Here is a 16,733-nt window from a genome sequence, read left to right as displayed (position 1 = left end):
CGCCGCGACCGCCCCGAGGACCCGGCGCTCACCACCGCCCTCGCCCGCCTCCATGTGCACGGCGTACGGGTCGACTGGCCGGCGGTGTTCGCCGGCACCGGCGCCCGGCGGACCGAGCTGCCGACCTACCCCTTCCAGCGCGAGCGCTACTGGCCCGAGACGCCCGCCGGGACCACCGCCGACGCGGGCCCCGCCGACGAGGCGGACGCCGCGTTCTGGTCGGCGGTCGAGCGCGCGGACCTCTCGTCCCTGGGCACCTCCCTGGAGCTGGACGACGACACCCTCACCGCCGTCGTCCCCGCCCTGGCCTCCTGGCGCCGCAAGCGCCGGGAGCACGCCACCGTCGACGGCTGGCGCTACCGGGTCACCTGGAAGCCCCTCACCGGCCCGGCCGGCCCCGCACTCCCGGCCGGCACCTGGCTGGTGCTCGCCCCGGCCGGCGCCGCCGACCCGGCCTGGCACGACGCGGTCGTGGGCGCCCTCGGCACCGACACCGTCCGCGTCGACGTCACCACCGCGCTCCGCGCCGGCCTGGCCGGCCGCCTGCGGCAACTGGCCGAGGAAGGCCACGAGTTCACGGGTGTACTGTCCCTGCTCGCGACGGACGACGCGTACGACGAGGACGGCGTCCCCGCCGGCCTGTCGCTGACGACGGCCGCCGTCCAGGCCCTGGGCGACGCCGGCATCGAGGCGCCCCTGTGGTGCGTGACCCGCACCGCCGTGGCCGTCGGCCGCTCCGAACAGCCCGCCCGCCCGGCCCAGTCGGCCGTCTGGGGACTCGGGCGGGTCGCCGCTCTCGAACACCCGGAGCGCTGGGGCGGCCTCGTCGACCTTCCCGACGAGCTCACCGGCCCCACCCTGCGCCGGCTGGCCGCCGTACTCGCCGGAAGCGACGGCGAGGACCAGCTCGCCGTACGCGCCACCGCGACGTACGGCCGCCGGCTGGCCCACCACCCGGTCGGGGACGCCCCCGCGCCCGCCGGGTTCCGGCCCGCCGGCACCGTGCTCGTCACCGGCGGCACCGGCGCCCTGGGCGGCCATGTCGCCCGCTGGCTCGCCGCACGCGGCGCCGAGCACCTGCTGCTGGTCAGCCGGCGCGGCGCCGACGCCCCGGGAGCCGGTGAACTCCGCGCCGAGCTGGCAGACTTGGGTGCCCGGGTCACCCTGGCCGCCTGCGACATCGCCGACCGCGACGCGCTCGCCGCCGTCCTGGCCGCGATCCCCGAGGAGCACCCGCTCACCGCGGTGTTCCACACCGCCGGCACCGTCGACGACGGCGTCATCGACGCGCTCACCCCGGAGAAGTTCGCCGCCGTCCTGCGCGCCAAGGTCACCGCCACGCTCGCCCTCCACGAGGCGACCCGGGGCCACGACCTCACTGCCTTCGTGCTGTTCTCCTCGATCGCCGGCACCCTCGGCGCGCCCGGTCAGGGCAACTACGCCGCCGCCAACGCCTTCCTCGACGCCTTCGCCGAGCACCGCCGCGCGGCGGGCCTGCCCGCGACCTCCATCGCCTGGGGTCCCTGGGCCGAGGCGGGCATGGCCGCCGACGGGGCCGGCATCGAGAGCCGGGTCCGCCGCGGCGGCTTCGCCCCCATGGCCCCCGAGGCGGCCCTCACCGCCCTGCGCCACGCGATCGAGCACGACGCCACGGTGCTGACCCTCGCCGACATCGACTGGGCGCGCTACGCGGAGGCCTTCACCGCGCTCCGCCTCAACCCCTTCGTCGGCGACCTGCCCGAACTGCGCCGCACCGGCACCACGGTGACGGCCGGGACAGCGGAGACCGCCCTGCGGGAACCGGCCCTGCGCCGGCAGCTCGCCGGGCTCTCCCCGGCCGCCCGCCCCCGGTTCGTCCTCGACCTCCTGCGCGGCCAGGTGGCCGCCGTCCTCGGACACTCCGGCACCGGGAACATCGGCGCCGACCAGCCCTTCAACGACCTCGGCTTCGACTCGCTGACCATCGTCGAACTCCGCAACGCCCTGACCGCCACGACCGGCCTGAAACTGCCCGCCACACTCGTCTACGACCACCCGACCCCGCTCGCCCTCGCCGACTTCCTGCTCGCCGAGCTCCTCGACACACTGCCCGACACCGGCCCGGCCCTCCCGGACCCGGCCGGCCGGGCGGCCGACGACGACCCCGTCGTCATCGTCGGCATGAACTGCCGCTTCCCCGGCGGAGTCCGGTCCCCCGAGGACCTCTGGCAGCTGCTGATCCGCGGCGGGGACGCGATCTCCGGCTTCCCCGCCGACCGCGGCTGGGACCTCGACGCGCTCGCCCAGGGCGCCTCGGCCACCCTCGACGGCGGATTCCTCGACGGCGTCGGCCTCTTCGACGCCGCCTTCTTCGGCATCTCGCCCCGCGAGGCGCTGGCCATGGACCCCCAGCAGCGCCTGCTGCTGGAGACCGCCTGGGAGGTCTTCGAGCGCGCCGGCATCGACGCGACCACCCTGCGCGGCAGCCGCACCGGCGTCTTCGTCGGCACCAACGGCCAGGACTACGTCAACCTCCTGCGCCGGGGCACCGCCGACGTACGCGGCCACGTCGCCACCGGCAACACCGCCAGCGTCATGTCCGGCCGGCTCTCGTACGCCTTCGGCTTCGAGGGCCCGGCCGTCACCGTCGACACGGCCTGCTCGTCGTCGCTCGTCGCCCTGCACATGGCCGCCCAGTCCCTGCGCAGCGGCGAGAGCACGCTGGCGCTGGCCGGCGGTGTGTCGGTCATGTCCAGCCCCGACGCCTTCACCGAGTTCACCGTCCAGGGCGGGCTCGCCCCCGACGGCCGCTGCAAGGCGTTCGCCGACGCGGCCGACGGCACCAGCTGGGCCGAGGGCGTGGGCGTCCTCGTCCTCGAACGGCTCTCCGACGCCCGCCGCAACGGCCACGACGTCCTGGGTGTCGTACGCGGCACCGCCGTCAACCAGGACGGCGCCTCGAACGGCCTGACGGCCCCCAACGGGCGCGCCCAGCAGCGCGTCATCCGCCAGGCCCTCGCCGACGCCGGCCTCGCCCCCGCCGACGTCGACGCCGTCGAGGCCCACGGCACCGGCACCCGGCTCGGCGACCCCATCGAGGCCCGGGCCCTCGCCGCCGCCTACGGCCGGGACCGGCACCTCCCGCTGCTCCTCGGCGCGGTCAAGTCGAACCTGGGCCACACCCAGGCGGCCGCCGGCGTCGCCGGCATCATCAAGACGGTCCTGGCGATGCGGCACGGCACCCTGCCCCGGACCCTGCACATCGACACCCCGTCCACCCACGTCGACTGGACGGACGGCACCCTCTCGCTCGTCACCGAGCAGCAGGCGTGGCCGGAGACCGGGCACGCCCGCCGGGCCGGCGTCTCCGCCTTCGGCGTCAGCGGCACCAACGCCCACGTCATCATCGAGCAGGCGCCGGAGCCGGAGCCCGCGGCGGACGAACCCGCCACGGCGCCGGGGCCGCTCGTGCCCTGGCCGGTGTCGGGCAGGTCCGAGGCCGCGCTGGCGGCACAACTGGAGCGGATCTCCGCACTGACCGGCCCGTCGCCGGCCGACGTGGGGTACTCGCTGGCCACCGGCCGGGCCGCGTTCGCCCACCGCGCCGTCCTGCTGGCCGACGGCGGGCAGGTCACGGAACTCGCCCGCGGCACCGTCCAGGACGTCACCGGGAAGCTCGCGGTGCTGTTCTCGGGCCAGGGCTCGCAGCGGATCGGCATGGGCCGGGAGCTGTACGCGCGCTTCCCGGTGTTCGCCGGGGCGCTCGACACGGTGGCGGCCCACTTCGACGCCGAGCTGGAACGGCCGCTCCACGACGTGATGTCCGGCGCCGTGGACGGGCTGGACGAGACCGGCTGCACGCAGCCGGCGCTGTTCGCGCTCGAGGTGGCCCTGTTCCGGCTCGTCGAGTCGTGGGGCGTGAGCCCGGACCTCGTCGCCGGCCACTCGATCGGCGAGATCGCGGCGGCGCATGTGGCGGGGGTGTTCTCGCTGGAGGATGCCTGCCGTCTGGTGGCGGCGCGTGCGCGGCTGATGCAGGCACTGCCCGCCGGCGGCGCGATGGTCGCCGTCCGGGCCACCGAGGAGGAGGTGGCCGCGCGGCTGGTCGACGGCGTGTCGATCGCGGCGGTCAACGGCCCCGAGGCCGTCGTCCTCGCCGGGGACGAGACCGAAGTACTGCGGATCGCCGGGGAGTTCACCGCCGAGGGTCGCAAGACACAGCGCCTGACGGTCAGTCACGCGTTCCACTCGCCGCTGATGGAACCGATGCTGGACGGTTTCCGCCGGGTCGTCGAGGGCCTGTCCTTCGAAGCACCGCGGATTCCGGTCGTGTCGAACGTGACCGGTGAGCTCGCCACGGCGGAGCTGCTGTGCTCGCCCGAGTACTGGGTGCGGCATGTCCGCGAGACCGTGCGCTTCGCCGACGGCGTACGCGCACTGGCCGCCGAAGGCGTCTCCGCCTTCCTGGAACTGGGCCCCGACGGCGTGCTGACGGCGATGGCCCAGCACAGCCTGGACGGCGCCCCGGTGGCCGTGTCCGCCCTCCGCAAGGACCGGCCCGAGGAGCAGGCCCTGCTGACCGCCCTCGCGCGCCTGCACGTGGCGGGTGTCGGGGTGGACTGGGCCGGACCCTTCACCGGTACCGGTGCCCGCCGGGTCGGCCTGCCCACGTACCCGTTCCAGCGCGAGTGGTTCTGGCCGGAGAGCGCGCCTGTGAGGCAGGGTCAGGAGGACCCCGCCGACGCCGCGTTCTGGGCCGCGGTGGAGTGCGGGGACCTGGAGTCGCTGTCGGCCGGCCTCGGCCTGGACGACGCCTCTCTGTCGGCCCTCGTGCCCGCCCTGGCCTCCTGGCGCCACCGGCGCGCCGAGCGCTCGACCGTCGACGGCTGGCGCTACCGCGTGACGTGGAAGCCGCTCACCGGCACCGCGCCGGGCGCCCTCACCGGACCGTGGCTCGCGCTCGTCCCGGCGGGCAGCGCCGACGACGAGTGGACCGCCGCCGTGGTCGCGGCCCTCGGCGACGACGCCGTACGCGTCGAGGCCGACGGCATCGCGCGACTCGCCGGCCGGGAAACCGCTTTCGCGGGTGTCGTCTCGCTGCTCGCGGACACGTGGCAGGGCGAGGCGATACGCGCCCTGGCGGAGGCCGGTATCGACGCCCCGCTGTGGTGTGTCACCCGTGGCGCGGTGTCCGTGGGGCACACGGACACCGAGGTGAACACCGCCCAGGCCGCTCTATGGGGACTCGGGCGGGTGACCGCCCTGGAGCACCCCGGGCGCTGGGGTGGTCTCGTCGATGTGGCGCACGTCCTCGACGAGCGCTCGGCGGACCGGTTCCGCGCCGTCCTGTCCGGCACCGAGGACCAGGTGGCGCTGCGGCCCGCCGGCGCCTTCGGGCGCAGGCTGGTGCGTGCCACCGCCGATGCCCAGGCGGCGCCCTGGCAGCCGTCCGGTACGGTCCTGGTCGCCGGCGGAGCAGCCGGCTCCGGAGGCCACGTCGTCCGCTGGCTCGCCGAGCAGGGAGCCGGGCACATCCTGCTGGCCGCACCGGACGCGGCTGAGCGGAACACCGAACTCGACGGCATGAGCGACCGGTTGACGCTCGTCGCCTGTGCCCCGACCGACACCGAAGCGCTCCTGACCGCGCTCGCCTCGCTCCCGGAGACGCAGCCGCTGACCGCGGTGGTGTACGCCGACGAGCCCGGAGCGGGTACGGACCTGGCAGCGCTGCACGCGAACGTCGAGAGCCTGGCGGCCGTGGCCGAGACGGCCGTCGACGACCGGCCCCTGGACGCGTTCGTCCTCTTCTCCTCCGTCGCCGGCACCTGGGGCGCGAGCGGCCGGGGAGCGGAAGCCGCCGCCGGAGCCCTGCTGGATGCCCTGGCACGGCAGTACCGGGCGCGCGGACTGCGTGCCCTGTCGGTCGCCTTCGGCGGCTGGGCGGAGCTCACCGACGACAGCCTGACCGCGCATCTGCGGGCCAACGGGCTGCCCGTGATGGACGCCCGGCGGGCCCTGTCGGCGCTCGCCCGCTCGGTCGACGACGCCGCCTCGGTGACGATCGCCGACGTGCGGTGGGACCGGTTCGCGCCGGCCTTCACCCGTAACCGCCGCAGCACCCTCTTCACGGACCTGCCCGAGGCCCGCGAGGCCCTGGCGGGCCCCGACGGCACCGGCCGGGACACGGCGGTCGCCGCGCCCGGACTCCGGGCGGACCTCGCGGCCCGCCGGGCCGCCGAGCGTACGGACGCACTGCTGGCCGTGGTCCGCGCCGAGGTGGCCTCGGTGCTCGGGTTCGCCGACGCCGACGCCGTCCCCACCGGACAGACCTTCCGGGACCTCGGCTTCGACTCCCTGACCGCCGTCGACCTCCGCAACCAGCTCGCCACCGCGACGGGCCTGTCCCTGCCCGCCACGCTCGTCTTCGACTACCCGACGGCCGAGGCGCTGGCCGGCCACCTGCTGGCCGAACTCCTCGGCGAGGACGGCGAGAACGACGCCGAGCGGGCCGGGACGGCCGCCGTACCGGCGCGGGGCGCCACCACGGCCGACGACCCCGTGGTGATCGTCGGCATGAGCTGCCGCTACCCCGGCGGCGTCCGCTCGCCCGATGACCTGTGGGACCTGATCGCGGCCGGCGGCGACGCCATCGGCGGCTTCCCCACCGACCGGGGCTGGGACCTCGACCGGCTGCTGCGCGGCGACCGGGACGGCCGCGGCCGCACCGTCGCCCGGGAGGGCGGATTCCTCTACGACGTGGCGGACTTCGACCCCGGCTTCTTCGCGATCTCCCCGCGCGAGGCCATGGTGATGGACCCGCAGCAGCGCATCCTGCTGGAAGCCTCCTGGGAGGCCCTGGAGCGGGCCGGCATCGACCCGGCCGGGCTGCGCGGCGGTGACACGGGCGTGTTCATCGGCGGCGGCTCCGGCGACTACCGGCCCGAGGCGGGCCAGCTCGGCCACGCGCAGACCGCGCAGTCGGCCAGCCTGCTCTCCGGCCGGGTGTCCTACTCCCTCGGCCTGGAGGGCCCGTCCGTCAGCGTCGACACGGCGTGCTCGTCCTCGCTGGTGGCCCTCCACCTGGCCGCCCAGGCGCTGCGCAACGGCGAGTGCCCGATCGCGCTGGCCGGCGGTGTGACGGTGATGTCCACCCCGGTGAACTTCGTCGAGTTCGGGGAGATGGGAGCCCTCGCGCCGGACGGCCGCTGCCGGGCCTTCTCGGCCTCGGCCGGCGGCACCGGCTGGTCCGAGGGCGTCGGCGTCCTCGTCCTCGAACGCCTCTCGGACGCCCGCCGCAACGGGCACGAGGTCCTCGCGGTCCTGCGCGGCTCGGCGATCAACCAGGACGGCGCCAGCAACGGCATCACCGCCCCCAACGGCCCCTCGCAGCGCCGCGTCATCCGCCGGGCCCTGGCCGACGCCGGGCTGGCCCCGGCCGACGTGGACGCCGTGGAGGCCCACGGCACCGGCACCACCCTGGGCGACCCCATCGAGGCACAGGCGCTGCTGGCCACCTACGGCCAGGACCGCGAACGTCCGCTGCTGCTGGGCTCGTTGAAGTCCAACATCGGACACACCCAGGCGGCCGCCGGCGTCGGCGGCGTCATCAAGATGGTCCTGGCGATGCGGCACGGCGTCCTTCCCCGGACCCTGCACGTCGACGAGCCCTCGGCGCACGTCGACTGGACCGCGGGCGCCGTCGAGCTCCTGACCGACGCGACCGCGTGGCCGGAGTCCGGCCGCCCGCGCCGGGCGGGCATCTCCGCCTTCGGCGCCAGCGGCACCAACTCCCACGTCATCATCGAGCAGCCCGCACCGGCCGGCGCGCGGCACCGGCCCGCCGAGGAGGACCACGGCCTGCTGCCCGTACCCGTCTCGGCCGCCGCGCCGGACGCGCTCCGGGACCAGGCCCGGCGACTGCACACCTACGTGACCGAACGCCCCGAACTCACCGTCACCGAGCTCGCGCTGTCCACGGCGACCCTCCGGTCGGCCTTCACCCATCGGGCCGCAGTCCTCGCCGGCAACCGCGACGACCTGCTCCAGGGCCTGGCCGCGCTGGCCGACGGCCTCGACACCCCGCGGGTCGTCCGGGGCGACACCGAGGCGCGCCGGGGCAAGCTGGCGGTGCTGTTCTCCGGCCAGGGCTCGCAGCGCGTCGGGATGGGCCGGGAACTCGCCGCCCGCTTCCCGGTGTTCGCCGAGACCCTCGACGCCGTGACGGAGCGTCTGGACGCCGAGCTGCAACTCCCGCTCCGGGAGGTCATGTTCGGCGACGCGGAACGGCTGAACGAGACCGGATACACCCAGCCCGCCCTGTTCGCCATCGAGGTGGCACTGTTCCGGCTCGTCGAGTCCTGGGGCATCCGCCCGGACTTCGTCGCGGGCCACTCCGTCGGCGAGATCGCGGCGGCGCACGTGGCGGGAGTCTTCTCCCTGGCGGACGCCTGCCGGCTCGTGGCCGCCCGGGCGCGGCTGATGAACGGCCTGCCCGCCGGTGGCGCCATGGTCGCCGTCAAGGCCACCGAGGAGGAGGCGCTGACGCACCTGACCGACGGCGTCTCGATCGCCGCCGTCAACGGCCCGGACTCGGTGGTCCTGTCCGGCGACGAGGCCGCCGTCCTCGCTCTCGCCGAGAAGTTCACGGCCGACGGGCGCAAGGCTAGGCGTTTGCGGGTCAGTCATGCGTTTCACTCCCTGCACATGGACGCCATTCTCGAGGACTTCCGAGAGGTCGCCCGGAGCATCGCCTACGACGCCCCGGCGATCCCGCTCGTGTCCAACCTGACCGGCGAGGCGGCGACCGGGCAGCAGGTGTGCTCCCCGGACTACTGGGTGAGCCATGTCCGTGAGGCCGTCCGCTTCGGCGACGGCGTACGCACCCTCGCCGGGCGCGGCGTGTCCGTCTTCCTGGAGCTCGGCCCCGACGGCTCGCTGTGCGCCATGGCCCAGGACACCCTCGACGCCCTGTCCGCGCAGGCGGTGACCGTACCGGCCCTGCGCAAGGACCGCGGCGAGGAGGCGGCCGTGCTCACCGCGCTCGCCCGGCTGCACGTCGGGGGAGCGAACCCGGACTGGCCCGCCGTGCTCGGGACGGACGGGACCGCACCCCGCCGCACCGACCTGCCCACCTACCCGTTCCGGCACCTGCGGTTCTGGCCGGAGACGCAGCCGGACGCCGGCCCGGCCGGCGGCGAGGACGACGGCTTCTGGTCGGCCGTCGCGGACGAGGACTTCGCCTCGCTGGAGGCGACCCTGAACGTCGACGGCGACGCGCTGTCCAAGGTGCTCCCCGCCCTCGCGGACTGGCGCCGCCGGCGCGGCGACCTGAACACCGTCGACGGCTGGCGGCAGCAGATCACCTGGAAGCCGCTGACCCCCGGGTCCGCCCGGACCCCGGCGGGCCACTGGCTCGCCGTGCTCCCGGCCGGACACGCCGGCGATCCCTGGACCGCCGACGTCCTGGCCGCCCTCGGCCCGGACCTCACCCGCCTGGAGGTCGACGGCCCCGACCGCGAGGAACTGGCCGGACGGATACGGCAGTTGACCGCCGACGGACGCGAGTTCGCCGGAGTGGTCTCCCTGCTCGCCCTCGCGGAGGCACCCGCCCCCGCCGGACCCGCGCTCACCACGGCCCTGATCCAGGCGCTCGGCGACGCGGACCTCCCCGCACCCCTGTGGTGCGTCACCCGGGGCGCGGTCGCGGCCGGCCCGTCCGAGCCGCTGCCCGGACTCGTCCAGGCCGCCGTATGGGGACTCGGCCGGGTCGCCGCTCTCGAACACCCGGAGCGCTGGGGCGGCCTGATCGACCTGCCCGGCACCCTCGACGAACGGTCCGTGGAACGCCTCGCCGCCTTCCTCGCGGCCCCCGGCGACGAGGACCAGGTCGCGATCCGGCCCTCGGCCGTACTCGGCCGCCGCCTGGTGCCCGTACCGGCCGGGCGGACCGCACAGGAGTGGAGGCCCACCGGCACCGTCCTGATCACCGGCGGCACCGGGGCACTCGGCGCCCATGTGGCCCGCGAGCTGGCCCTCGCGGGAGCACGGCACCTGCTGCTCGTCAGCCGCCGGGGCGCGGACGCACCCGGCGCCGACGGACTGCGGGCCGAACTCACCGCCCTGGGCGCGGAGGTCACCCTCGCCGCCTGCGACGCGGCCGACCGCGAAGCGCTCGCCGCGGTCCTCGCGGACATCCCGGCGGAGGCTCCCCTCACCGGCGTCGTCCACACCGCGGGCATCCTCGACGACGGCGTGCTCGACAGCCTCACTCCGGACCGCTTCGAGGCCGTCTTCCACGCCAAGGCCGCCTCCGCCCTGGCCCTGCACGACCTCACCCGGGACCTGGACCTGGCGGTGTTCGCCCTGTTCTCCTCCACGTCCGGCGCCGTCGGCAACGCCGGCCAGGCCGGCTACGCCGCCGCCAACGCCGTCCTGGACGCCCTCGCCGAACAGCGCCGGGCCGAGGGCCTGGTGGCGACCTCGATCGCCTGGGGCCCCTGGAACGGCAGCGGCATGGCCGCCGACGGAAGGGCCGCCGAGGTGGCACGGCGCACCGGACTCCGGCCGCTGGACCCCGTCCTCGCCGTCACGGCACTGCGCCGGGCCGTCATGGACGGCCGTCCCGCCGAGGTCGTCGTCGACGTCGAACACGACCGGTTCGTACGGCACTTCACCGCCGTACGCCCCAGCCCGCTCCTCGCGGAGCAGGCCGGCGCCACGGACCGCACCGCCGCGCCCGGCGCGGAGCAGGCTCCCGGCACCGGCCTGCGGGAGCGGCTGACGGGGCTGTCGCCCGCGCAGCGTTCCGCGGCCGTACTGGACCTGGTACGCACCCGGGCCGCCGCCGTACTCGGCCACTCCACGGCCGACGCCGTCGGCGCCGACCGGGCGTTCCGGGACCTCGGCTTCGACTCCCTCAGCGCGGTCGAGCTGCGCAACCAGCTCAACGCCGCGACGGGACTGAGCCTCGCCGCCACGCTCGTCTTCGACCACCCGAACCCCGCCGACCTCGCAGGCCACATCCTCGGCCTGCTCGTCCCGGAGAGCGGGCCCCGCGGGACGGACGCCGACGGCCTCGACCAGTCCGGCCTCAGGGCCCTTCTCGCCACCGTCTCCATGGCCCAGCTGCGCGAGATCGGCGTACTCGAACCCCTGCTGAAGCTCGCGGCCGCGCAGACCGCGGCACCGGACGGCGGCGAGGACGACGCCACGACGGAGGCGCACGCCTACGACGAGTCGATCGACGCGATGGACATCGCCGGCCTGGTGCAGGCGGCACTCGACAGCAATTCCCACCAAGAGCGCTGAAAGAGCGGACCATGACCACATCCAGCGAAAGCGTCGTCGCGGCCCTCCGGGCCTCGCTCAAAGAAGCCGAACACCTGCGCCGGCAGAACCGCAAGCTCGTCGCCGCGGCCACCGAGCCGATCGCGATCGTGGCGATGAGCTGCCGGTACCCGGGCGGCGTGCACTCGCCCGAAGACCTGTGGGAGCTCCTGGCCGCCGGCGAGGACGCGATCGGCGCGTTCCCCACGGACCGCGGCTGGGACCTGGACGCCCTGCGGGACGCCGGAGTCGACCGGCGCGGAAACGCCGTCAGCCAGGAAGGCGGATTCCTCGACGGCGCCGGCGACTTCGACGCGGACTTCTTCGGGATCTCGCCGCGCGAGTCCCTCACCATGGACCCCCAGCAGCGGCTGCTGCTGGAGACCTCCTGGGAGGCGATCGAGCGGGCCGGCATCGACCCGGTGTCGCTGCGCGGCAGCCGCACCGGCGTGTACGTCGGCACGAACGGCCAGGACTACGCCTACCTGCTGGTGCGTTCCCTGGCCGACGCCACCGGCGACATCGGCACCGGAATCGCCGCCAGCGCCACCTCCGGCCGGCTGTCCTACACCCTCGGCCTGGAGGGCCCGGCGGTGACCGTCGACACGGCCTGCTCCTCCTCGCTCGTGGCCCTGCACACGGCGGCCCAGGCCCTCCGGGCCGGCGAGTGCTCCCTGGCCCTGGTCGGCGGAGTCAACGTCATGTCGTCCCCCGGCTCCCTGATGGAGTTCAGCCGGCAGGGCGGGCTGGCGGCGGACGGCCGGTGCAAGGCGTTCGCGGACGCGGCCGACGGCACCGGCTGGTCCGAGGGGGTGGGTGTCCTCCTCGTCGAGCGCCTGAGCGACGCCCGCCGGAACGGTCACCCCGTGCTCGCGGTCGTACGGGGTTCGGCCGTCAACCAGGACGGCGCCTCCAACGGCTTCACCGCCCCCAACGGCCCGTCCCAGCAGAGGGTGATCCAGCAGGCCCTGGCGAGCGCCGGGCTGACGGCCTCGGACGTGGACGCGGTGGAGGCCCACGGCACGGGAACACCGCTCGGCGACCCGATCGAGGCGCAGGCGCTGCTGGCCACATACGGTCAGGACCGCCCCGAGGACCGGCCGTTGCTGCTGGGTTCGGTGAAGTCCAACCTCGGACACACCCAGGCGGCGGCCGGCGTGGCGGGGATCATCAAGACCGTCATGGCGATGCGGCACGGTGTGCTGCCGCGGACCCTGCACGTGGACGCGCCGTCGTCCCATGTGGACTGGTCGGCCGGTGCGGTGGAGCTGCTGACGGAGGCTCAGGAGTGGCCCAAGTCGGACCGGCCGTGGCGGGCGGGCGTGTCGTCGTTCGGGATCAGCGGCACCAACGCGCATGTGATCCTGGAACAGGCGGACGCGGCCGAGGAGCCGTTGACAGATCCGGACCCCGTGCCCGACCTGGTGCCGTGGCCGGTGTCGGGCCGGTCCGCGGAGGCGCTGGCGGCTCAGATCGAGCGGATCTCGTCGCTGCGGGGTACGGCATCCCCGGTGGACATCGGGTTCTCGCTCGCCTCGGGCCGTTCGGCGTTCGAGCACCGGGCGGTGCTGCTGGCGAAGGACGGCGAGCTGACCGAGGCGGCCCGGGGCCGGGCGGAGACGGGTCGTCAGCTCGCGGTGTTGTTCTCGGGTCAGGGTGCGCAGCGGGTGGGGATGGGCCGGGAGTTGTACGGCCGGTTCCCGGTGTTCGCGGAGGCGTTGGATGCGGTGCTGGCGTATTTCGATGGTGAGTTGCGGGAGGTGATGTTCTCCGACGCCAGGCGTCTGGACGAGACCGGTTATACGCAGCCTGCGTTGTTCGCTGTCGAGGTGGCGTTGTTCCGGCTGGTGGAGTCGTGGGGTGTGCGGCCGGATTTCGTGGCGGGGCATTCGATCGGTGAGGTGGCGGCGGCACATGTGGCGGGGGTGTTCTCGCTGGAGGATGCCTGTCGTCTGGTGGTGGCGCGTGCGCGGTTGATGCAGGTGCTGCCGGTGGGTGGTGCGATGGTCGCGGTCCAGGCCGCGGAGGACGAGGTGTCTGCGCGGTTGGTCGACGGTGTGTCGATCGCGGCTGTCAACGGGCCCGAGTCCGTGGTGATCGCCGGAGACGAGGCCGAAGTCCTGCGGATCGCGAAGAAGTTCACCGCCGAGGGGCGTAAGACCCAGCGGCTGTCGGTGAGCCACGCTTTCCACTCGCCGTTGATGGACCCGATGCTGGAGGACTTCCGGCAGGTGGTCGCCGAGGGGCTGTCGTTCCAGGCGCCGGAAATCCCGATGGTGTCGAACGTGACCGGCGGGATCGCCACCGAGGAACTGGTGTGCTCGGCCGACTACTGGGTGCGGCATGTCAGGGAGACTGTGCGGTTCGCCGACGGGGTGCGCGCCCTGGCGGCCGAAGGAGCGTCTGTTTTCCTGGAGTTGGGTCCGGACGGTGTGCTGACGGCGATGGCTCAGCACAGCTTGGACGGCAGTGGCGGTCAGGTGGCCGTGTCGGCTCTGCGCAAGGACCGGTCGGAGGAGTCGGCGCTGCTGACCGCGCTCGCCCGCCTGCACGTGGCGGGAGTCGGCGTGGACTGGGCCGGATTCTTCGCCGGTACGGGCGCCCGCCGCGTCGACCTGCCGACGTACCCCTTCCAGCACGAGCGGTACTGGCCGCAGCCCGCCGCGCTCGCCGGGGATGTGGCCGGCGCGGGTCTTCAACCGGCCGGGCACCCCCTGCTGGGGGCGACGCTCACCCTCGCGGACTCCGGCGAGGTGGTGCTCACGGGCAGGCTGTCGTTGCGGACGCACCCGTGGCTGACCGACCACGCCATAGGCGGCAACGTGTTCTTCCCCGGAACCGGCTTCCTGGAACTGGCGATGCGCGCCGCCGACCACGCCGGCTGCGACCGCGTCGAGGACCTCGTCCTCATGACGCCGCTGGTGCTCCGGGAGGAGGGTGCCGCGCAGGTGCAGGTGCTGGTCGGGCCCGCCGACGAGGCGGGCGCCCGCACGGTCTCCGTACATTCGCGCCCGGACGGCGACCCGGACCGGCCGTGGGTGCAGCACGCGGGCGGCACGCTGACCAGCGGAGAGCGGATCGTGGACTTCGGTTCCCCGGTCTGGCCGCCGCAGGGCTCGGTGGCCGTCGACCTGGAGGACTTCTACGAGGGGACCGGCTACGGACCGGCCTTCCAGGGCCTGCGCTCGGTGTGGCGGTGCGAGGACGGTGCCTGCGTCGAGGTGGCGCTGCCGGGCCGGGTCGCCGAGGAGGCAGGGGCCTTCGGGATCCACCCGGCGTTGCTGGATGCGGTGTTGCAGACGCACCGGATGGCCGGTGTCGGCGGCGAAGACGATCAGTTCCTGCCCTTCGCCTGGCGGGGTGTGTCGCTGCACGCGGGCGGCGCCTCGGTGCTGCGGGTCCGGGTGGTGAAGACCGGTGAGGACTCGATGTCCATCGCGGCCGTCGACGTCGAAGGCGCCCCCGTCCTGTCCGCCGAGGCGATGGTGATGCGGGCCTACCAGGCTCCTGCCGCCGGCCGGTCGGCGACGCGAGGCGGCGCGGAGCAGGGCTCACTGTTGTCACTGGACTGGGTCGAGGCTCCCGAGGTGTCGTCCGCTGCGTCCCGGTGTGTGTCCCTGGGTACCGATGAGCTGGGTGTGGGCGCGTCGGTCGCATCCCTGGCGGAGCTCGCCGGCGACGAGGACTTCGTCGTGGTTCCTGTGTCCTCCGGTGCGGGCGACGATGTCCCGGCTTCCGCCCATGAGTTGACGGCCTGGGTCCTTGGCCTGCTTCAGGAGTGGGCGGGCCTGGAGGCCGGTGCTGCGCGTCTGGTGTTCGTGACGTGTGGGGCCGTGTCGGCCGGTGCGGGCGAGTCCGTACGTGATGTGGCCGCGGGTGCGGTGTGGGGTCTGGTGCGCTCGGCGCAGTCGGAGTACCCCGGGCGGATCGCGCTGGTGGACCTGGAGGACCAGGACGGGGATCTCGTGACGGTGCTCGCGGATCTGCCCGGCCTGCTGGCCGGTGGCGACGGCCAGTTCGTGCTGCGTGACGGTGTTGTCCGGGTGGGTCGGCTCGCTGAATCGGGCACTCCTGGCGGCGAGTCGGGGCGGCTCTGGGATCCGGAGGGGACGGTACTGGTCACGGGTGGTACTGGTGGTCTGGGTCGTGATCTGGCCCGGCACTTGGTGGCCGGGCGTGGTGTGCGGCATCTGCTGTTGGTGAGCCGGAGTGGTCCCGGAGCGCCGGGTGCGGGTGAGTTGCGGGAGGAGCTGGCTGCCCTCGGTGCCGAAGTGACGGTCTGTGCGGCCGATGTGGCGGATCGTAAGGCGGTGGACGCGATCGTGGGCTCGGTGCCCGCCGCGCATCCGCTGACCGCTGTGATCCACACGGCCGGTGTGCTCGACGACGGTGTGATCGCCTCCCTGACCCCGGACCGGCTGTCGGCGGTGCTGCGCCCGAAGGTGGACGCCGCCTGGCATTTGCACGAGGCCACCAAGGACCTCGACCTGGCCGCGTTCGTCCTGTACTCCTCGATCTCCGGTGTGCTCGGTGCTGCGGGGCAGGGCAACTACGCCGCCGGAAATGTCTTCCTCGACTCGTTGGCCTCGTACCGTGCGGGCCAGGGCCTGCCCGTGCAGTCCCTCGCCTGGGGCGCCTGGGGCCAGGGGAGTGGTATGACGGCCGGTCTTTCCGGCGCGGACATGCAGCGGATGGCCTCCTACGGGACCGCACCGCTGAACCTCGAGCAGGGCTTGGCCCTGTTCGACGCCGCCACCGTGAGCGGCGCGGCCCACCTGGTCGCGATAGGCCGGTCCTCGGGGACGGTACGCGCCCAGGGGCCCGTACCGGCGGTGCTGCGCGGGCTGGTCAAGGCTGCCCGTCGCACGGCCGTGAGCTCCACGGGCGGTGCCGCGGCAACGGCGACGCTCGCTCACCGGCTGCGGCTGGCACGCCCGGAGGAGCGTACCCGCCTGATGGTCGATCTGGTGTGCACCGAGACTGCTGCCGTACTCGGGCACGCCTCGGCCAAGAACGTCGACGCCCGGCGGGAGTTCAACGAGCTGGGCCTCGACTCCCTGACCTCCGTCGAACTGCGCAACCGGCTCGCTGACCTCACCGGACTGCGGCTGAGCGCCACACTGGTCTTCGACTACCCCAACCCCACCGTCCTCGCCGACCACTTCGTCGCCGAGCTGGTGGACGAGGCCGCCACGGGCCCGGCCCTCCTGGCGGAACTCGAACGGCTCGGCTCCGTGCTCGCCGCCAGCGAGCCCGACGCCCGTACCAGGGCCGACGTCGCCGGTCGGCTGGCGCGGATCCTGGACGACTGGCGGGGCGACGCGGCGGAGGAGAACGGCGCAGGAGTCGCCGAGCGGATCGAGGCCGCGAGCACCGACGAGATCTTCGCCTTCATCGACAACGAGCTCGGCCGTCACAGCGATCGCTGA

The 16,733-nt window shown here is 74.5% G+C and carries 2 protein-coding genes (1 of these 2 cut by a window edge); both read left to right on the top strand.

Translation table 11 applies throughout. The features are described 5' to 3' along the window. On the top strand, positions 1-11,286 hold the end of the coding sequence (locus ACV530_RS03060) for a type I polyketide synthase (protein ID WP_494330632.1). Its footprint begins 17,046 nt before the window's first position; 11,286 of the gene's 28,332 nt are visible here — the last part of the coding sequence; its start codon lies beyond the left edge, outside the window; the stop codon is at positions 11,284-11,286. Beyond that, a complete protein-coding gene (locus ACV530_RS03055) occupies positions 11,283-16,733 on the top strand; it encodes a type I polyketide synthase (RefSeq protein WP_494330820.1) in 5,451 nt (1,816 codons plus the stop codon). The genes ACV530_RS03060 and ACV530_RS03055 overlap by 4 nt, the downstream gene beginning before the upstream one ends.

Source organism: Streptomyces sp. SX-6 (assembly GCF_059089585.1).
Note: the sequence above shows the minus strand (reverse complement) of the source record. Positions and strands in the feature narration are given on the sequence as shown.